Source organism: Halomonas sp. LES1 (genome assembly GCF_031846005.1).
GTDB lineage: Bacteria > Pseudomonadota > Gammaproteobacteria > Pseudomonadales > Halomonadaceae > Halomonas.
In genome coordinates, this window is the sequence record NZ_JAVRGC010000002.1 from 20,020 (window position 1) to 38,945 (window position 18,926).

General features: G+C 63.2%; 15 protein-coding genes. 9 read left to right on the forward strand and 6 right to left on the reverse strand.

Annotated features, from left to right (window positions below):
* The first annotated feature begins 6 nt into the window (after nucleotides 1-6).
* The 6 genes from fadA (at nucleotide 7) to RM463_RS04345 (ending at nucleotide 7,716) form a co-directional block, all read left to right on the forward strand.
* Complete coding sequence (gene fadA / locus RM463_RS04320; protein WP_311429136.1) at nucleotides 7-1,185, forward strand: acetyl-CoA C-acyltransferase FadA; 1,179 nt, start codon at nucleotides 7-9, stop codon at nucleotides 1,183-1,185.
* Between the two features lie 290 nt (nucleotides 1,186-1,475).
* On the forward strand, nucleotides 1,476-3,041 hold the full coding sequence (gene peaA / locus RM463_RS04325; protein WP_311429583.1) for a quinohemoprotein amine dehydrogenase subunit alpha: 1,566 nt from the start codon (nucleotides 1,476-1,478) through the stop codon (nucleotides 3,039-3,041).
* A 10-nt stretch (nucleotides 3,042-3,051) separates the two neighbouring features.
* Entirely contained in the window at nucleotides 3,052-4,473 is a 1,422-nt protein-coding gene (gene peaB / locus RM463_RS04330) for a quinohemoprotein amine dehydrogenase maturation protein (protein ID WP_311429137.1), read from the forward strand.
* Nucleotides 4,470-4,823 carry a quinohemoprotein amine dehydrogenase subunit gamma gene (gene qhpC / locus RM463_RS04335; protein ID WP_195689755.1) on the forward strand — a complete coding sequence of 118 codons (354 nt, stop codon included), beginning with the start codon at nucleotides 4,470-4,472 and terminating at the stop codon, nucleotides 4,821-4,823. Before peaB ends, qhpC begins: the two co-directional genes overlap by 4 nt.
* 14 nt (nucleotides 4,824-4,837) lie before the next feature.
* A complete protein-coding gene (gene peaD, locus RM463_RS04340; RefSeq protein WP_229333206.1) occupies nucleotides 4,838-5,923 on the forward strand; it encodes a quinohemoprotein amine dehydrogenase subunit beta in 1,086 nt (361 codons plus the stop codon).
* 89 nt (nucleotides 5,924-6,012) lie between these two features.
* Nucleotides 6,013-7,716: an ABC transporter ATP-binding protein gene (locus RM463_RS04345; protein ID WP_195689757.1), complete on the forward strand. Its 1,704-nt coding sequence runs from the start codon at nucleotides 6,013-6,015 to the stop codon at nucleotides 7,714-7,716.
* Between the two features lie 592 nt (nucleotides 7,717-8,308).
* On the opposite strand, the gene RM463_RS04350 is transcribed toward RM463_RS04345, so the two are convergent.
* From RM463_RS04350 to RM463_RS04360, 3 genes are all read right to left on the reverse strand, one after another.
* Nucleotides 8,309-9,676, reverse strand: coding sequence for an FAD-dependent monooxygenase (locus RM463_RS04350; protein ID WP_311429138.1), 1,368 nt, complete (start codon nucleotides 9,674-9,676; stop codon nucleotides 8,309-8,311).
* Nucleotides 9,676-9,813, reverse strand: a complete 138-nt coding sequence (locus RM463_RS04355; RefSeq protein ID WP_161422418.1) for a hypothetical protein — start codon at nucleotides 9,811-9,813, stop codon at nucleotides 9,676-9,678. The genes RM463_RS04350 and RM463_RS04355 overlap by 1 nt, the downstream gene beginning before the upstream one ends.
* Nucleotides 9,814-10,014: 201 nt before the next feature.
* Nucleotides 10,015-11,499, reverse strand: coding sequence for an aldehyde dehydrogenase family protein (locus RM463_RS04360; protein ID WP_311429139.1), 1,485 nt, complete (start codon nucleotides 11,497-11,499; stop codon nucleotides 10,015-10,017).
* 223 nt (nucleotides 11,500-11,722) lie between these two features.
* Between RM463_RS04360 and RM463_RS04365 the strand changes: the two genes are divergently transcribed.
* A complete protein-coding gene (locus RM463_RS04365) occupies nucleotides 11,723-13,672 on the forward strand; it encodes a sigma-54-dependent Fis family transcriptional regulator (protein WP_195689761.1) in 1,950 nt (649 codons plus the stop codon).
* A gap of 308 nt (nucleotides 13,673-13,980) precedes the next feature.
* Here RM463_RS04365 and RM463_RS04370 read toward each other — a convergent pair whose 3' ends face one another.
* Together RM463_RS04370 and RM463_RS04375 are read right to left on the reverse strand one after the other, a co-directional pair.
* A complete protein-coding gene (locus RM463_RS04370) occupies nucleotides 13,981-14,997 on the reverse strand; it encodes a TAXI family TRAP transporter solute-binding subunit (protein ID WP_311429140.1) in 1,017 nt (338 codons plus the stop codon).
* 309 nt (nucleotides 14,998-15,306) lie between these two features.
* The gene (locus RM463_RS04375) at nucleotides 15,307-15,771 is read right to left on the reverse strand and encodes a flavodoxin family protein (protein ID WP_311429141.1); all 465 of its coding nucleotides are present in this window, start codon (nucleotides 15,769-15,771) and stop codon (nucleotides 15,307-15,309) included.
* Between the two features lie 69 nt (nucleotides 15,772-15,840).
* On the opposite strand from RM463_RS04375, the gene RM463_RS04380 reads away from it, so the two are divergent.
* Nucleotides 15,841-16,320, forward strand: a complete 480-nt coding sequence (locus RM463_RS04380; RefSeq protein WP_311429142.1) for a YbhB/YbcL family Raf kinase inhibitor-like protein — start codon at nucleotides 15,841-15,843, stop codon at nucleotides 16,318-16,320.
* A gap of 150 nt (nucleotides 16,321-16,470) precedes the next feature.
* Here the strand turns inward: RM463_RS04380 and RM463_RS04385 are convergent, their stop codons facing one another.
* Entirely contained in the window at nucleotides 16,471-17,157 is a 687-nt protein-coding gene (locus RM463_RS04385; protein ID WP_311429143.1) for a type 1 glutamine amidotransferase domain-containing protein, read from the reverse strand.
* Between the two features lie 675 nt (nucleotides 17,158-17,832).
* On the opposite strand from RM463_RS04385, the gene RM463_RS04390 reads away from it, so the two are divergent.
* Nucleotides 17,833-18,810: an AbiJ-NTD4 domain-containing protein gene (locus RM463_RS04390; protein ID WP_311429144.1), complete on the forward strand. Its 978-nt coding sequence runs from the start codon at nucleotides 17,833-17,835 to the stop codon at nucleotides 18,808-18,810.
* Nucleotides 18,811-18,926: the final 116 nt, after the last annotated feature.

Sequence of the window (18,926 nt, forward strand, 5' to 3'; positions counted from 1 at the left end):
CAAGAGATGAGTTTGAATCCGAGAGATATCGTGGTGGTCGACTGTGTGCGTACCGCCATGGCCAAGGCCAAGAACGGCGCCTTCCGTCACGTGCGGGCCGAGAACCTGTCCGCCGCCGTCATGCAGTCGCTGTTCGATCGCAATCCGGGCCTCGATCCGGCCGAAGTGGATGACGTGATCTGGGGGTGCGTCAACCAGACCCTGGAACAGGCCATGAACATCGCTCGCAATGCGGCGATCATGACCGGCATTCCGCGCACCGTACCGGCCCAGACGGTCAACCGCCTGTGTGGCTCCTCGATGAGCGCGCTGCATATCGCCGCGGCCAATATCAAGGCCGGCATGGGGGACTTCTATGTGATCGGGGGCGTGGAGCACATGGAGCATGTGCCCATGACCCACGGCGTCGACGTCAATCCGGCGGCCAGCAAGCATGCCGCCAAGGCGGCGATGATGATGGGCCTTACCGCCGAGCTGCTGGGCAAGATGCACGGCATCTCTCGGGAGGAGCAGGACGCCTTCGGCGTACGCTCCCACCAGCGTGCCCAGGCCGCCCTGGAGAAAGGTGGATTCGACAACGAGATCATCGGCGTGGAGGGGCACGATGCCAACGGCTTCCGCGCCATGATCAAGCAGGATGAAGTGATCCGTGCCGATGCCAGCCTGGAGAAGATGGCCGAACTCAAGCCGGCCTTCGACCCGCGCGGCGGCACCGTGACCGCGGGTACCTCCTCGGCGCTCTCGGTGGGTGCCTCGGGCATGGCGGTGATGAGCTACGAGCGGGCCCAGGCGCTGGGTCTCGAGCCCATCGCCCGGGTGCTCTCCACCGGCGTGGCCGGCTGCGATGCCTCCATCATGGGCTATGCTCCTGTGCCGGCCTCCAAGCAGGCGCTCAAGGCCGCCGGCCTCGGTGTCGATGATCTCGACAGCGTGGAGCTCAACGAGGCCTTCGCCGCCCAGGCGTTGCCGGTGCTCAAGGACCTGGGCCTGCGCGATGTCATGGACGAGAAGGTCAACCTGCATGGCGGCGCCATCGCCCTGGGGCATCCGCTGGGCTGCTCCGGTGCGCGTATCTGCACCACCCTGCTCAACGTGATGCGCGAGCGCGATACCACCCTGGGTCTGGCCACCATGTGTATCGGCATGGGGCAGGGCGTGGCGACGGTGTTCGAACGCCTTAAGTAACTACCGGCTCGATGCAGAAAACAGCGGCGGCGCCCCGAGGGCGCCGCCGCTTTGTTTATAGGTTGGCACTGTCCCAATGCGCCACACTCTGTGGCAGGCTGAAACATCGTCGGCCAGTCCCAGGGAGATGGAAGAGACTTGTGACGGAACATGCTCTTTTTAATTAACTGATTTTAAAGTAGAAGTTTATTAATGGCCTGACTCTTTCATGATCTTCTCAGGAGGAGTCGATTCGTCTCCCCCCCTCGATAACTTGGCGACAATAATAAACAGGAGAGACTGCCTTGATGATGCTATCCCCAGCGCAAGGCCTAAGTGTTTTGGCCCTGACGCTTACCCCTCTTGCTGCTGCTACTGCGGTAGCCTCCGATCAGTCACTGATTGACCAATATTGCTCAGGCTGTCATCAGGCCAGCGACGAGTCAGGCTCCTGGAGTCGAATCAGTCAGCAGCGTAAGACGCCCGAGGGTTGGGACATGACGGTGGCGCGGATGCAGGTCATGCATGGGCTTGAACTGCCGAACGATGCACGTCGCGATATTGTTAAGTACCTGGCCGACACTCGGGGGCTAGCCCCAGAGGAGAGTGAAGCGCAGCGTGCCCTGATCGAGCGGCGCCTCAACCGCATCGAGTCATTTGACCACCCCATTTATCAGGAGATGTGTGCACGATGTCATACGGGAGGCCGCGCTCAACTACAGCGGCGCTCCCAAGGCGAGTGGGAGCATCTGGTTAACTTTCACATAGGCCAGTTTCAGACCACGGAATACCAGTCCATGGCACGAGATCGTGACTGGTTTGGCGTCGCTTTGGACGAGATCGTCCCCTGGCTGGCGGAAACTCAGGGGCTGACGAGCGAAGCCTGGGAGGCTTGGCAGCAGGCCGAGCCCCATGAACCGGAGGGTGAGTGGCAGCTCTGGGGTCACTGGCCCGGCGAGGGCGACTTCTACGCTGATGTCAGTGTGGTCCCTGCTGAAGGCGAGGATGCCTACAGGGTTGCACTGGATGGTGCCTTCACCGATGGGCGAAGACTCGACGGTGACGGTCAGGCGGTCGTCTATACCGGTTATGAATGGCGCGCTCGCCTGACCCTTAACGGCCGCGACTTCAAGCAGGTGCTGGACCTTTCCCGGGAGCATCCTGGTGGGCGCATCTTTGACGATCTTGATGATGCCCTGGGCATGCAGGTCACCATGCTGCCTCAGGAGGCCCAGGCGGCCAATCTGGTTGCTAGCCTGCCCGCCTCACTCAAGGCAGGCGAGCGTCGTCGCCTGGTGTTATTGGGCCATGGGCTGGACAAGGGCGAGATCGGCCTGGGTGAGCATGTAACCCTGCGAAGGGTGGTGGAGCGCAGCGCGCATCGCCTGGTGGTGGACGTCGAGGCCGGTAGCCAGCTCCCCACCGGCTGGTTGCCGGTGACGGTAGGTGAGAGCAGCGCCGACGCGCTCTTGGCCGGCTATCGGCAGGTTGACCGCTTGGAGGTGAGTCCTGCGCTTGGGGTGGCGCGTATCGGCAACGACAAGACGCCGCCAGTCAGTGGTGTGTTTACCGCCGCCGGTTATACCCAGATGGGTGATGAGACGCTCCCCTTGGGACAAGTGCCCGTGCGCTGGGATGTCGCGCCCTGGGACGACATCGCTGAGCGTGACGAAGATGTGAAGTTCGCCGGCGTGATGGATGCGGCGACTGGCGTCTTCAGTCCCGCTGGTGCGGGTCCCAATCCCCAGCGCCAGTACAACGCCAATAGTGTGGGCAACCTACGCGTGACCGCAGCGGTGGAGGGCCAGCCTGAGATTCAGGACGAGGCGCAGCTGATCGTTACCGTGCAGCGCTGGAACAACCCACCGCTTCGTTAAGGAGAGCACCATGGGAATCTTGCAAGCGATACCCCAGAACCTGCATCGCGTGGAAGTGGAAGGCGAGCCGCTCTGGTTCCATATCCCCACCACCAGTCTTTTCGCCCCGGACGACCTCAGCGAGGAGCTACTGGCGCTGGCCAGTCGTGGCGAAGGGTTGGACAGCCAGGCTCTACCCCATCACCTGAAGGCTCTGGGTGGTGATATCGAGGCGCGACTGGAGCAGCTCAAGTCGCTGAAGCTTATCACCGATGGGGTCGTTCAGGCCTACAATCCCACGGTCGAGGTGGAGCAATTCCCCCTCTCCACCGTGGTGCTTAACGTCAATACCGGCTGCAACCTGAGCTGCAGCTACTGCTACAAGGAAGATCTGGACAATCCTCGGGATGGCAAGAAGATGGACCTGGCCACTGCACAGGCGTCCATCGAAATGGTGCTGCGTGAGGCCCCACAGCGGGATCGTTATAACATCGTCTTCTTCGGCGGCGAACCACTCAGCAACATGCCACTAATCCGCCAGGTGGTCGAGTGGGCCGAGGCACGGATCCATGGGCTTGGCAAGACAGTGGACTTCACCTTGACCACCAATGCCACCTTGCTATCCGAGGAAAAGATCGCCTTCTTCGACGCGCACCGTTTCGGCCTGACGGTGAGCATGGATGGCCCCAAGGCGATTCATGACAAGAACCGCATCGCCGTCAATGGGCAGGGAACCTATGACCTGGTGGCCAAGCGTATCGCGCCATTGCTGGCCAATTACCGCTCGCGGCCAGTGGGGGCCCGGGTCACTCTGACTCGTGGGGTGACCGATGTGATCGGTATCCATGACCATCTGGTCAACGAGCTGGGGTTCGCCGAGGCGGGGTTTGCGCCGGTCACCTCCGGGGACATGGCCGCCTACAACCTTACCAGCGAAGAGCTCAAGACGGTCTTTGACGGCATGGTAGAACTCGGCGAGCGTGCCGTGTCGGCTGCCATCGACGGGCGCGATATCGGCTTCGGCAACTTCAACCAGTTGCTTACCGACCTCTGGGAGGGGCGCAGCAAGGCAGTACCCTGTGGCGCTGGCCTTGGGCTGGTCTCGGTGGATCACCAGGGGGATGTCCACCTCTGCCACCGCTTTACCGGCTCTGACATGCCAACCTTCGGAAATGTCGATGACGGCCTCGATCATTCGGGGCTCAAGCAGTTTATCGAGGCGCGGTCCGACCGCAGCGAGCGAGGCTGTGCTGATTGCCGGATTCGCAACCTCTGTTCCGGTGGCTGTTACCACGAGAGCTACGCCCGCTATGGTGATCCCATGACACCCACCTACCATTACTGTGACCTAATGCGCGACTGGGTCGATTTCGGCATCCAGGCCTATGCCCGCATCTTGCGACATAACCCCGACTTTCTGGACGGCCCCCTGGCCGGGAGGCAGAGCGCATGACCCATAACAAGAAACGTTTCAGTGAGCTGGGGCTGGCCCCGCTCAACCGGAAGGCCCGCGAGATGGAACGAGCCTCGAGTCCCGAAGCCCTGGAAGAGGTTCAGGCCATGCAGACCATCGCCGGCTGTACCTCCAGCTTCGACCCAGGCTGGGAGGTAGATCCCTTCGGCGGTGTCGCCTCGCTGTGCCAGCCCATGGAGGCGGATCTCTACGGCTGTGCCGACCCCTGCTGGTGGCCTGCCCAGGTGCCGGACACCATGAATACCTACCCCGATTGGGGTGAAGGGGCAGAGCGGGCCGAGGATGACTGGCGCAAGCTCGACAGTGTCTACCCGGGGGGGGAGAAGTGATGAAGAGCCCAGTGATGAAGCGACTCAATCTGACCTTGGCGGGCCTTCTGGCGCTCTCGGCACAGCCGCTGCTGGCCGACGATGTCCAGAACGACGCCACGCGCGAGTATCTGGTCACCATGGCGCATCCAAACCAGCTCTATGTGATCGACCCCGAGGCCCGTGAGGTCGTTCGCACCTGCGACGTGAAGGGCGACTTCGGTCCCGGCACCCTGCAGCTCTCCCCGGACGAGCGTACCGCCTATGTGCTGCATCACCGCTGGGAAGAGGCGGTTGGCATTGATCTCACCAGCTGTGAGGAGGTGTTTCGCGCCAGCGGTTCAAGCGATAGCATCCGCGCCAAGTCTATTGCCTCGCTGGCGGTGAGCCCCGACGGCAGCCGTCTCTACAGCGTCTGGGACCGGGTGAGATTGGGCCTCGACCATTACGAGGTGCTGGAGCCGCAGTTGGCGGTCTACGATACCGCGTCGGGCCTGGATGCCGAGCCGATCGCCACCTTCCCGGCACCGCGCCAGGTGACCACCATGGCCGCAGCCGAGGATGGCTACCTGTATCTAGCCGGAGCCGATATCTATCGGGTGGATCCGGAGAACGGCGACACTGAAATTGCCATCGCCAACCGAAACTGGGATCGACCCGACTTTAGCCCGCCCGACTCGCTGGCCATATGGAGCATGGGTGAGGTCACCGACGAGTTCCTGCGTGCCTATACGGTGGCGGAGCATCCCGGTGAGGAGAACGAGGCCTGGCACTGGGGCATCAGCCGTGTGGACTTGACCACCGGAGAGACCGAAAACAAGGAGGTTGCTCCCTTCGAGTTCATCATCTTCTCCATGGTCTCGGATCCTCGCGAGCAGGATGTCTTCTACGGTGTCTATACCCAGCTCAGCAAGCTCGACTCACGCACAAGGGAGATCGTCAAAGTGATCGACCTGGATCATACCTACTACAGCATCAACACTTCCTATGATGGTTCACGGATCTATCTAGGTGGCGCCTCCAGTGATATCGCCATCTACGATGACGACTTCAATGACCTGGGGCGTATTGAGCTGCCCGGCGATATGAGCACCGCGACCCTCAAGGTGGCACGCTTCTAGCTTGCCGTTGCGCGAGCCTACTGGCCGGCGCTTGCCAGAGCGACCGGCCCTTTCTACTGGGGCCAGCGCCTTGAATGAAGAGAGTGTCGATGCGTGAGACTGACGCTGCCCGCGATGAGAGGGCACTGTCCTGGAGCTGGCTCTATCGTCCCCTCAAGGCGAGGCGCCTGGCGCTCGCCCGACTGCTGGGGTTGAGCCTGTCGGCGACGCTGATGGCATTGTTGCCGCCGTTGCTGACTCAGCGACTGATCGACCAGGGCTTGATGCAAGGTGATTTCGCCACCGTCGCCACTTACGTGGGTGCCCTGGTAGCGGTGGGGCTCTCTGCCATGGCGCTGCAGGGGCTGACCCGGCTGCAGCACGTGGCGCTCTCCGCTCGACTGCTGTTGTCACTGCGCCGTGCCTTGCTGCGCCATCTACTGCGCCTGGCACCTGCTCGCTGGCAGGCTCGGGGTCGGGGAGATCTGATGAGCCGTCTCGACGGCGACCTCACCATCCTTCAAGGATTCGCCCTGGATAGCCTGCTGGGCGGCCTCTCCAACCTGCTGGGGCTGGTCGGGGCGCTGGCCATGATTGGCCTGTTCAGCCCTGCCTTGATGGCGCTGGTGGCGGTGTTGGTGCCGATCCAGTGGTTCTGGCTGCGCGCTTGGCGCCCAGCGCTGACACGCCGTCAGGAGGCCCTGAGGGCGCAGAGCGGGGATATCTCCGGCTTCTGGCAGGATACCCTGGCACATGGCCCCTGGTTCCAGGGCCAGGCATTGGAGGCTGCACGGCTCAACCGCTTACAGGGGCTTGGCCACGAGCAGCTGCGGCGCCTCTTGGCGGTGCGTCGGGTGGGGTTTCTCAGCGACATGGGGCCCCAGTTGATCCTCGCCCTGGCCCGGGCTGGGGTACTGCTGCTGGGCGGTTATCTGGTGATCCAGGGACGCTTGCAGCTCGGTGAGCTGGTGGCCTTGTTGGCCTATCTGGGCATGGTGATGGCGCCCATCGGCGGTCTGCTCGGTCTCTATGGAGGCTGGCAGCGGGCTCGAGTCAGCGCTTCACGCCTCGCCGAGCTCTTTGCCGAGCCCGCCATGAGCGACCCTTACCAGGGCCAGAGTCCAAACGGCCCGGGGGCATTGCGTCTCGAGGGCGTGCGTTTTCGACATCCGGGGCAGGATACCTGGCTGCTGGACGGGGTCAGCCTTGGTCTCGAGCCGGGACAGAAAGTCCTGATCGAGGGGCCCTCAGGGGCCGGCAAGAGCAGCCTGATACGCATGCTGCTGGGGCTGGAGGCGCGTGAGGCTGGAGTCATCCGGGTCGATGGCGTGCCGCTCGAAGCCCTTTCCCGTCGTCAGTGGCTCAAGCAGGTGGCGTGGGTTGAGCAGTATCCAAGCCTGCTGCGCGGCAGCCTGGCCAGCAATCTGCGTGCCCTGGAACCTCATGCCACGGATGAGGCACTCTGCGAGTCGCTGAGACGGGTCGGCCTGGGTGAGTGGTTGGCCAGCTTGCCGAATGGGCTCGAGACCGAGCTGGGTGATCTGGGCGGCAAGGTCTCCGGCGGCCAGAGGGCACGCCTGGCCTTGGCACGGGCGCTGCTCAAGCGTCCCCGCCTGGTCCTGCTCGACGAGCCTACCGCGGCGCTCGACCCGGCAGCGGCGAGGGCCTTCGACCTCCTGCTCGATGACGTCCTGGGCGACACGACCCGGTTGATCATCAGCCACCAGGGGGAGCGGTTCGGCCACCTCGATGCCCGTTACCGACTGGAGCGGGGGCGCCTGGCCCCCGTGGAGGAGGCGGCATCATGTCGCTAACGCCGACCCTGGGAGTGATTGACAGTGGTGTTCCCCCAGGCGTGTGCCTGGCACGCTTTCACTCACCGAATGGTACGGAGGCCGGGGACCGGCTGGGCCATGGGCGTGCCATCTTCGCCACCTTGGGCCACTATCTGGCGCTATCGCGGCTGGATATCGCGCTTTACAAGCTTTTCGAGAGACGCTTAACCGCCGATGCCGCGAGTCTGGCGGCGGCCTTCGAATGGCATCTCGAGGAGCCTCCGGCTTGGTTGTTGTGTAGTTTGGGATTGGCCCGCCCCGAGGCGCGGCTGCAAACGGCGGTGGCACGCCTCCAGGCAGCCGGCACTCGTATCGTAGCCGCCAGTCCACGCTTCGGGAAAGCGGTTTATCCGGCTGCCTGGCCCGGACCCATCGCAGTCAGCGGGTTGGCGGGATTACCACCGGGTAAACCGCAGAAGGGAGGCGACGGGCGATGGTATGCCTGTGTCTGGGCGGCTCGAGAACCTCGGGGGGCGAGCGGCGTCTTGCAGCCCTGGCAGGTGGGGCCACCGACACTAAGGGCGCCATCACCACTGGGCGGTGCCAGCTTCGCGGCGGCCCACGCCCTGGGTTACTGGCTGGCCGAGTCGGTGACGGCACTGGCGGGAGATGTAGGAGACCTGACAGGGAGAGCCGGCCAGTCGGAGTGATCGGCCCACCAGCGGATGATGGCCGGGGCGGCGGCGCCCGCTTCGGTCAGCAGTGTCTCCACCCGACGGGTATCCTCTACTTTCATCGCCTCGACCAGCGGCGCCAGGGGAACCCCCGCAACAGCCCGAATGCCTAGGGGCTGATCAGGGGTGAAGACCAGGGCTTGTTCGCTCAGGCGGGTGCCGACAATGGCGAGCCCTCGTCGCACGCGTACCCGCGACCAGGGCTCCGGCATATGCAGTGGCAGTAGGTCGGGCCATTGGCAGCGTTCCACCCAGTAGGGCGCCGGTTCGGCGGTTACCGAGTCCCATGAGGCGGCCTGACGATAGAAGTCGCGACCGGCCCGGGCGAAACGAAAGTACTGGGCGTCCTGGCGACGCTGGTGAAAGCGCTCCAGGGTCGCGATGGGCCGGCCCTTGAGCAGGCTATTGAGCACCGGCGCGAGGCCATGAGCCGAAGAGAGGGCATTGAAGATGCCCTGGCCGGAGAGTGGGTCGATGGCCATGGCGGCATCCCCCAGGCGCCATAGGCGCTTCTCCCGGACCCGGGTGCGCCCCAGCAGGCTGGGGCGCTGATAGTGATGCTGGATGGAGCTGTCGCCCCAGAGCTCGGCCAGCTCGGGCTGGGCGGCCAGCCAGGCGTCTGGTTCCCGACGCGCCCGGCGTAGCGTCTCCTCCGGCAGGGCCAGCTGCAGGTACTGCTGTCCGGCGAGTCGCGACCACCAGGCCCAGCCGCCGCCGGTGAGCGACAGGGCGGCGCTTGCCGGCGAGGGTTGGGTGGCATCGCCGCGCAGGATCCAGGCCGGGGTGGCCCAGGGCGCACCATCGCGTAACTGGCGCCGTGCCGCCGCCCGCCCCCTTGCATCCACGCCCCAGGGGGCGCTGAGGATGCGGCCATCCGCCAGGGTCAGCTGCGCCCGATCGCCGTCACTCGCCAGGGCCGTGATTCGTGCTTCGATCACCGGAATACCGGCTTCGCGCAGGTCCGCCAGCAGGGCGGCATCGAAGACCGGGCGTGGCAACAGCCACTCGGCATTGGGGGCACGCGCCTCGCCGCCCCACATGACCCGTCGTGGCAGGGGACCCACGGCGCAAGCGGCGGCCCGTGTCAGCCCCAGGCCGTGCAAGGCCTGAAGACTGCGTCGGCTGATACCTTCGATGGCGCGATAGTCGCGGATGCGGCCTGCTACCGTCACCCGCCGGCCGGCGCGATGTAGCAACATGGCCAGGGCCGCCCCGGCGGGGCCGCTGCCGGCGATCAGCACCTCACCGGCTGTTTTATCAAGCATCAAAAGAAGCCCCCTACCAGTAACTGGGCATAGAAGGAGGTCTCGTCGCTGAGCAGCCACTCCGTATAGAAGTTGAGCTCGCCCCCGCCCATGTTGGGACGGTCGGTGGTATCCAGGCTATCAAAGTCGTAGCCCATAGTCCGAGCAGCGCCTGGAGGTCGATGTCCAGGGTGGAGTGGCCGAGATCGGGTATCTCGTAGGCTTGTGCCGGCAGGTCAGCGGCCAGCAGCATGTTGCCCAGCGTCATCGTAGGACACTGGAAGTTATTTTTATTGTGCATTGCGGGTATCTTTTGTGGTTCGAAGGAGCCCCGGCAAGGTGCCGGGGCCTGAGTCCTGTCAGACTATCATGACGACCGACTTCTGCTCGGTGTAATGCTCGATCAAGGAGTCGCTGAGCTCGCGACCGATCCCCGACTGCTTGAAGCCGCCGAAGGGCATGCTGGCGTCCAATAGGTTATGACCGTTGACCCAGACGCTGCCGGCCTCGATCTCCGGGATCAGGCGATTGACCGCGGCGAGATCGTTGGACCAGATGCTGGCGGCCAGGCCGTAGGGGGAGTCGTTGGCCATCGATACCAGGTCGTCGAGCTCGCGGAAGGACTGTACTACCACCACTGGGCCGAAGATCTCCTCTTGCACGCAGCGGCTCTCCTGAGCCAGACCGGTGATCACCGTGGGCTCGACGAAGTAACCGTTCTCTCTGCCCTTGCCGCCGCCGGTAACGATGGTGCCGCCGTCGCTGCGGGCCTGGTCGATGTAGTCCAGTACTCGGTGCTGCTGCTTGGCAGAGACCAGTGGCCCCAGTGTGCTGGTGGCTTCCCAGCCTGGTGCCAGGGTCAGACCCCGGGCCTGGTCGGCGAGCTTGGCGACGAAGGCGTCGTGGATCGTTTCGTGCACGTAAATGCGGGAGCCGGCGGTGCAGACCTGGCCCTGGTTGAAGAAGATCGCCTGAGCGGCGCCTGTGGCGGCGGCCTCGATATCGGCATCGGCCAATACCATCACCGGCGACTTGCCGCCCAGCTCCAGGGTGGTGCGGGTCATGTTCTCCATGGCGGCGTGGCCGATCAGCTTGCCCACCGGAGTCGAGCCGGTGAAGGCCACCTTGTTGATGCCTGGATGGCCGGCCAGGGCCGCTCCGGCGGTGTGCCCCAGGCCGGTGACCACGTTGAGGGTGCCGGCGGGCAGGCCCACCTGCTCGGCCAGTTCAGCCAGCAGCAGGGCGCTGAGGGGGGTGTCCTCGGCGGGCTTGAGCACAATGCTGCAGCCCGCGGCGAGTGCCGGGGCCACCTTCCATACCGCCATCAGCAGTGGGAAGTTCCATGGGATGATGGCTCCCACCACGCCGATCGGCTCGCGGCGGGTATAGGCGACGATCTGCTTATCGTCGGGCACGAAGGGCATGGAGGGGGTCATGCTGCGCCCCTCGATTTTGGTGGCCCAGCCGGCGGTATAGCGGATGAAGTCGATGGCCAGAGTCACGTCCATATGCCGCGAGAAGGTCACCGGCTTACCGTTGTCCAGAGTTTCGAGCAGTGCAAAGTCATCGGCGCGGGCCTCCAGGGCGTCGGCGAGATCCAGCAGCAGCTTTTCGCGCAGGGAAGGGCGCGATCGGCGCCAGCTGAGGAAGGCCTCCCGGGCGGCAGTGATCGCGTCGTCGATATCCGCGGCGTCCCCCGCCGGTACACGACTGATCACCTCCGCGGTGGCGGGGTTGTAGACATCCAGGGTATTGCCGCTCGCGGCGGGTCGCCAGCGGCCCCCAATGAAAAGGTCGTGACTCTTATCCAGCCAGGATTGAATGGTGGGGGAAGGCTGCGTCATGGTTGTGCTCCTGTGGGGCTGATTTATGATTGTTGGCAGACCTGACTAGACAGCATGGGCCTGCTGCTTGGTATAGCAAGTACTATGCCAGCGTTCTGTAACGTAATAATCACAATGAAAACAGTGGGTAGAGGTGCCTCGCGGAGGGTTGGCCGCAGATGATGCGTCGCCGGACACGACGGCTGTCGCATCTTGGGACACCTCGCCCCATGGGGAGACACCTATGTTGACCAAGGCCGCCCTGCGAACTACCGAGGTGATGCGCCAGGCCCATGCCCGGCTACGTCGAGGACAACTGCCGGTGGATCTGCTCGATGCCAGCATCGGTCGCTCCTGGCAGCGCTGCCTGGATCACGGCCTCTCTCCCGGTAGTGTGCCGGAGTTGCTCAGACTCAGTGGTAGCGAACTGCGGGACCGGCGTGACTCACATCGTCGACTGATCACCCTGGCTGAACCCCTGCTCAAGCGGGTTGCCGAGGATCTGCGCGGCTGCCAGCTGTTGCTGGCTGGCCCCGATGCCACCGTGCTCAAGAGCTACGGGAAACGTTTCGTGCTTGACGAACGGCTACACATCGCTCCCGGCATTATTCTGGATGAGCGTTGGTTTGGGACCAATGCACCAGCCCTGGCGGTGATCGAGCGCGCGCCGGTGCTGGTCAAATCCAGCGAGCATTTGATGTTCCCCGAGAATCCGGTTTCTTGTGTGGCGGCACCGCTGCTTGATGTGAGTGGCGACTGCCTGGGGTTGATCGACTTGACCTTCGATGCCGACCATCCTCGTCCAGAGATCTTCCTGCGGCGGGTGCAGCAACTCACTGGTGCCCTGGAGCAGCAGTTGTTTCGTGATCACTACCAGCAGCGCTGGGTGCTTCAGGTGCATGCATCCCTTACCGAGTTGGATGGGGTGGCGTGCGGCCTGGTGGCGATCAACAAGGCCGGCCTGATCCTGGCAGTCGATCCTCAGGCGGCCCAGTGGCTGGGGCGTGATGCTGCGGGCCTGATTGGTGGTCATATCGAGTCGCTCTTGGGTCGTTCCTGGACGGAGCTTCGTCGCCAGTGTGAGACGAACTCGGCGTTGTTGGGGCTGGAGCTGACCGGCGGACAGTTGGTGGGGCGCCTCAATCCGCCTGAGGCCTGGCGGCCGGCGACCCTGGATGGCGAGGTGGGGGGTGGCTTCGGCAACCGTATGCCGATCAAGTCGTCACGGCCCCGTCGGCCGGTGCTGGAGTCGTTGGTGGCCAGCTGGCCGCAGATCTTGGCCCGGGAAGCGCGCAGGGCGTCCCGGGCCCTGGCCGCGGGGCTGCCGGTCCTGCTGCAGGGCGATACCGGCACCGGCAAGGAGCAGCTGGCCCGAGCCTTGCACACCAGTATCGACGAAAAAGCTCCGTTCGTGGCGCTGAACTGCGCGGCCCTGCCGGAGAGCTTGATCGAGGCGGAGCTGTTCGGCTACGGCGAGGGTGCCTTTACCGGCGCCCGCAAGGGGGGCTATGACGGGCGCCTGGTGCAGGCCAACGGCGGGACCCTGTTGCTCGATGAGATCGGTGATATGCCGCTGGCGCTGCAGGCACGCCTGCTTCGGGTACTTCAGGAGCGGGTGGTGACGCCACTGGGTGATCATCGCGAGGTACCCATCGAGTGTCGGGTGATCGCCGCCAGCCATCGCGATCTGGAGGCTCGGGTCGAGGTTGGCGACTTCCGCGAGGATCTCTTCTATCGCCTGGCCGGTGTGGTGGTCGAGCTGCCAGCGCTGAACCAGCAACAGCCGCTGACGGAAACGATTCGCCATCGCTGGGAGGTGCTCTGTCGCGGTCACGGTCGTGACCTGCCCCTGGCGGAGTCGCTCTGCGAGCGGTTGGCCGCCTATGACTGGCCCGGCAACTGGCGCGAGCTCGAGCACTGCCTGGAAGCGGCCTTGGTCGGCGCCGAACCGGAGCTTGATGCCCTGACACTGGATGCGCTGTCGCCGCGCTGGCAGCGCAAGTTGACAGGAGGGGCCCCTTCAGAGGCATTGGCCATGAGGTCATCGGGGACAGCAGGCGGTCCCCAGGAACTTCGAGAATTACAGCAGGCACATATGCAGCGCACCCTGGAGGCTTGTGACGGCAACTATACCGCCGCCGCTCGAGCCCTGGGGGTCAGCCGTTCGACGCTCTATCGGCGCCTGGGACGCTGAGCCATTGGTCGATACTCTCGAGGTTCTCCGTTGAGGCCTCGGGTGCGGCGGTGATGAACATGAGTGTGCATAGGCGCAGCCGGTACTCAAGGAGGAGTGGCTATCCAATGTCACGGTTGAGAAGATTATCCTTATGGTAAGAATATTGGAACGCCTGAAGTAAGCACCGGCTCGATGCAGAAAACAGCGGCGGCGCCCCGAGGGCGCCGCCGCTTTGTTTTGGTGGCCACTGGCATCAGATTGCCACTTTCAACGGATTGTCACTTTCAACGGATTGCCACTCGCTCGACTCCCTCCCGCCGCCGGTATCAGTTCGCCATGCTCGCCAAGGCTGCGCCGCGACGAATCTCGTGGCGTACGGGGAGCAGGGCCTCGTCATGGACCCAGCCCCGCTCACGATAGTAGCGCAAGGCGCCATCATGGAGAGGGGCGCTTAGGCCCTCCTCGATCATCACCTGGGGCGTCAGCACCCCCAGGGCGGGGTGGGTTGCCTTGAAACGGGTGAACGCGCCGAACACCTCGGACACCAGCCGGTAGACCTGGTCGGCGTCGACATCGGCGCGGGTGACCAGCGTTGCCTTGACGCCGAAGGTGTGAACCTCCGGCTGGTCGGGCCCATAGAGGCCAGCGGGAATCGTGGCGTAGCTGAAATAGTGGTAGGCGTTGACCAGCAGGTCGATGGTGTTGCCGCTGACATCGACGATCTCGGCGTTACAGAGACGAATGGCCTGAGCGACCGAGGAGTTGGGGTGCCCCACCGTATAGACCATGGCCTCGATATTGCCATGGCAGAGCTCCATGGATTGCTGATCGGCGGGCAGGTCGTGAACCTGGCGGAAGGTGCTGCGGCTCCACCCCCGGGCATCCATCAGCCTGAGCATGGTGCTGCGCTGCCCGGAGCCCGGGTTGCCGATATTGACGGAGCGCCGCTGCAGATCCTCGAAGCTCGCGATGTCGGCATCGCGACGGACGACCAGGGTGAACGGCTCGCTGTGCAGCGAGAATACCGAACGCAGGGCCGTATCGGCGCCGGCCTGGCGGAAGCCCTCGATGCCCTGGGTGGCATACTGATGCAGGTCCGACTGGGCGAGAGCGAATGCCAGCTCGCCACGGCGCAGGGCGCGCAGATTGGCGCTGGAACCATCGCTGGGTTGTGCGCGACAGGGCGTGCTGAGGGTTCGACACAGGGCGCGTCCGACCACGTGGTAGACCCCGGCCGGACTGGCGGTGGCGATGGTCAGGGGCGTCTCGGTATCGGCAGGCAGTGAAGCGTGCAGTAGCAGGCTGGCGATGCCAACGGTCAGCCGTTTGGCGATGCTGTTCATGACTCACCTCGTAGCAGTGAGTCGGCCAGAGGCACACCAGAACCAGTGAGGTGGCGGGGCAATGCCTGTCAGGAGAGGTGTCGCCCGGTATCTGGTCGACAGGCTGTATTGTTATCTCGATGGTTATCTCGACGGTTATCTCGATTGTTCTCCTGGTGTGGCTATCCTGGAGTCGTTGTCTTGGTGTTGTGGTATCGGCCAGGTTGGCCAGGCAGGGCCCGGTCATTTCTCGATCATCAGGCCGCCTTTCAGGTATAGCAGGACCGGTGAGGCAGGCTGGGGCATTCAACGTAATTCTATCGAATAAGGTTATAGCACCCCCGCCTCGAGTCCTGCGGCCATGGCCATGGCGAGCTCCTCCACTTGGTCGGTGAAGGACTCCTGCCATTCGCCGCGCAGGATCAGCGGTTCCTGCGCCCAGCGCCAGCGCAGGCCGGTGGTGATGCTCTCCACGGCGCGGCGCGTGCCGGTGCCGTCATGACCGGCGCGGACATAGAGGGCACAGGGCAGCCCCTGGGTCTGTTCGAGGACCTCGTAATAGCTTCTGTCGAAGAAGTCCTTGAGGGCACCGCTCATATAGCCCAGGTTCTCGGTGGTGCCGAGCAGGATGGCATCACAGTGACGCACGTCCTCGGGACCCGCCTCGAGGGGTGGCTTGATGATCACCTCCACGCCTTCGATCTCGGGGTGACGGGCGCCCTGCTCGGCGGCTTCGCGAAGCCTATGGGTGTTGGGTGAGGGGGCATGGGCAACGATCAGCAGACGCTTGGGCATGTTGACAGCTCCTCGTTTGTTTCCCAGGCTACGTTGACGTTCGTCTGTCTTCAATCAGGAGGATTACCGATGGCATTCGCCCTGTCGACCCTGCGTCTCTCCAGTCCCGCCTTCGAGGACGGAGGCGCCATTCCAGCCAAGCATACGGGGGAGGGTGATGATCTCTCGCCGGCGCTGGCCTGGCAGGATGCCCCCGAAGGCACCAAGGGTTTCGCGCTGATCTGCCACGATCCGGATGCCCCCCTGGTGCAGAACGGTACCTACGGCTTCGTGCACTGGGTGCTCTACAACATTCCCGCGTCCACCACCAGCCTGGAGGAAGCGACCAGCGTCGGGACGCGTGGCAAGAACGACTTCGGCAAGCTGGGCTATGGTGGCCCCATGCCGCCGGAGGGGCATGATACCCATCGCTACTACTTCTGGGTGATGGCGCTGGACAAGCCCACCGACGACCTGCCCGAAGGGATCTCCCTGCGGGACCTGCTGCTCAAGATCGAGCCGCATCTGCTCGGCATGAACCGCCTGGTGGGCACCTACCGGCGCGGCTGATCCCGACCCTGCAAGTGGTCCGACCCTGCCAGCAGCCTGGCCCTGCAGTAGCTGGCCCTGGAGTAGCTGGCCCTGGAGTAGAGAGACGAGCGCCCCGGCATCATATGATGCCGGGGCGCTCTGCCATGGGGCCTGGAGAAAAGGCGAGGGTTATTCGCTTAGTGCCTCGAGCAGTACCTTGGCGACGGGCTCCGAGGAGGGCGGATTCTGGCCGGTAATCAGGCGACCGTCGCGGCAGGTGTAGGGCGCGAAGTCGTCCGCCTTGGAGTAGTCCGCTCCGACGGCCTTGAGGGCCTCTTCCACCAGCTGCGGTACCACCTCGGTCAGACCCACGGCCTCCTCTTCACCGTTGGTGAAGCCGGTGACGCGGCGTCCACGGACGAGTGGCTCGCCCTCGGTGTCGCGCGCATGAAGCAGGACGATGGGGGCGTGGCACACCGTCGCCACCGGCTTCTGCTGGGCCCAGAAGGTCTCGATCAGGCGGATGGAGTCGGGGTTGTCCACCAGATCCCAGAGCGGACCGTGACCACCGGGGTAGAAGATGGCGTCGAAGTCGTCGGCGCTAACCTCGGACAGGCGCCGAGTAGTAGCCAGCTGCTGCTGGGCCTCGGGGTCCTGCTTGAAGCGCCGCGTGGCGTCGGTCTGGCTCTCCTCGGCATCGCTCTTGGGGTCCAGCGGCGGCTGGCCACCGGCGGGCGAGGCCAGCACCACCTCGGCACCGGCGTCGAGGCAGGCGTAGTAGGGCGCCGCCAGCTCCTCCAGCCAGAAGCCGGTCGGCTCGCCGGTGTCGCCCAGGCGGTCGTGAGAGGTAAGGACCATCAGGATGCGTTGGCTCATGAGAATCTCCGTGTCAGTGGTGCTGCATGTCTGGAGTGTGTGGCCAGTGTGACGCAATAGGTGGTCACAGGGGAATTGAAGTTTGTCTATGGCCGGCATGCAGGCTCTCCATTGCCGTCGGCGATGTGCTCGATGACATGGCGCGGCTGTCAGCATCGCCTTCACGTCCCCAACGCAGGCTTACCTTCCTGCCTATGCTGTACCCCAGCTCGTCAAACACGACAGCTCCGTGATAAACGTATCTTACACGTAAGATATTGCTTACATTTGCGCCGAAAATTATCGGTCACCCAAGAAATAGTAGAGAATTACACCTATCATGGAGCCCATATTCGGCCATGCAAAAGGCCGAACGGGATGCCAGAGACAGCCCTCGTGATTGATATGCGGAACCCGCCCGGTTCACTCCAACGATTTTCGAAGGAGGGCCGCTCGCGGAGCGATGAGGTTATTGTGTTCGGCACTAGGGAGCATCGCCATAGTGGTCGTAGGAGCCCGGTTTATCGGGCGATTGGCCGCTTTCGACCCAAAGCGGCCGTGGCGGCATGCTCGTTCATTGGGGGTATGTGGTATGCACGAAGATCGGTGTTATATAGCCAAGCTGTACTTAATTTTCAGTTTTTTCAATAAGATAATAGGCGGCTGACTGTGCGGCATAACTATTATTGAGCGCGCGTGCACGTTCAAGTGGAATGTCAAGCACGCGATATAATACCTTTTCTGCGTCATAGGCAACGTATGTCGGAATATTTCAGCGATAGGGAACGGGGGCCTCAGCCACGCACTGAGGAAACGATTTCTCCCGCAGTTTGGGGCGGAGTTGTAGGGCTAATCAATTCTTTGGTTTCTACAGGAGCTTTGGGGGCAAAGTATCCCGAGCTATGTCCAGATGGTCAGGGGCCAATTGGAACCGATGAAAAAAGCTTGCAACTGTCCTTGTTCGCTGAGATTCCCGGTTTGGCTTGGCCCTTGGAGACAACAGGCTCGGAGTCCGATGGCTTCCTTGTACGGCGTGAGCCATATGCTCCTGACACATTGCTGATACTCGATCTGGTTGAATTCGTTCACGATCGCGTGGCAAAACCGATCCAGGGAACATTTCATTCCTTCTTCAATCATCATCATCTGACCTTCGATGAGTCCGCTGGACAGTTCGAGTTTAGGAGAAACATCAATCGACTGTTCGCGAGGAATGGCCTTGCGTACGAACTGGGAGAGGATGGTCGAGTTACACGTTTGGCTCCTACTGCGCTAAGGGAGACCCTGGCAGTTGCTGCATTCCGCACAGGGGACGCCACCTTGGACGGAATGCTCGAAGAATGCCGTGTCAAATTTATTAATCCAGCACCCACTGTACGTCGAGAGGCAGTCGAGCGACTTTGGGATTGTTGGGAGCGGCTGAAATCACTGGACGATCCACAGAACAAGCGGAAATCAGTTGGCACATTGCTAGATCAAGTGACTACAGAATCAGCGTTTCGTCAGGTTCTAGAAGATGAGGCAAGGGCCTTGACTGATATTGGCAACTCATTCCACATACGGCACTCGGAGGTCACACAATCTATGGTTGTGGCTCCGAAGCAGGTTGATTACCTGTTTCATCGTCTTTTCGCTCTAATTAGCCTATTGCTTAATGCGCGTGGTGAGAAATGACGCCGAACAAATCGCTGCAGCGGACATTTGACCCGCTACATGCTTTTGCTATCGCAAAATCAGGCGTCGCCTCAAATGCCGCTGAGCACAGGCGTTGGGCAGCCGGGCGTAGGCAG

Coding starts and splice junctions, on each gene's coding strand:
- RM463_RS04350 (WP_311429138.1), bottom strand. CDS start 9,676: ATGCTTGATAAAACAGCCGGTGAGGTGCTGATCGCCGGCAGCGGCCCC.
- RM463_RS04355 (WP_161422418.1), bottom strand. CDS start 9,813: ATGGGCTACGACTTTGATAGCCTGGATACCACCGACCGTCCCAACATG.
- peaA (WP_311429583.1), top strand. CDS start 1,476: ATGCTATCCCCAGCGCAAGGCCTAAGTGTTTTGGCCCTGACGCTTACC.
- RM463_RS04360 (WP_311429139.1), bottom strand. CDS start 11,499: ATGACGCAGCCTTCCCCCACCATTCAATCCTGGCTGGATAAGAGTCAC.
- peaB (WP_311429137.1), top strand. CDS start 3,052: ATGGGAATCTTGCAAGCGATACCCCAGAACCTGCATCGCGTGGAAGTG.
- RM463_RS04385 (WP_311429143.1), bottom strand. CDS start 17,157: ATGAGCCAACGCATCCTGATGGTCCTTACCTCTCACGACCGCCTGGGC.
- RM463_RS04370 (WP_311429140.1), bottom strand. CDS start 14,997: ATGAACAGCATCGCCAAACGGCTGACCGTTGGCATCGCCAGCCTGCTA.
- qhpC (WP_195689755.1), top strand. CDS start 4,470: ATGACCCATAACAAGAAACGTTTCAGTGAGCTGGGGCTGGCCCCGCTC.
- peaD (WP_229333206.1), top strand. CDS start 4,838: ATGAAGCGACTCAATCTGACCTTGGCGGGCCTTCTGGCGCTCTCGGCA.
- RM463_RS04375 (WP_311429141.1), bottom strand. CDS start 15,771: ATGCCCAAGCGTCTGCTGATCGTTGCCCATGCCCCCTCACCCAACACC.
- RM463_RS04380 (WP_311429142.1), top strand. CDS start 15,841: ATGGCATTCGCCCTGTCGACCCTGCGTCTCTCCAGTCCCGCCTTCGAG.
- fadA (WP_311429136.1), top strand. CDS start 7: ATGAGTTTGAATCCGAGAGATATCGTGGTGGTCGACTGTGTGCGTACC.
- RM463_RS04345 (WP_195689757.1), top strand. CDS start 6,013: ATGCGTGAGACTGACGCTGCCCGCGATGAGAGGGCACTGTCCTGGAGC.
- RM463_RS04365 (WP_195689761.1), top strand. CDS start 11,723: ATGTTGACCAAGGCCGCCCTGCGAACTACCGAGGTGATGCGCCAGGCC.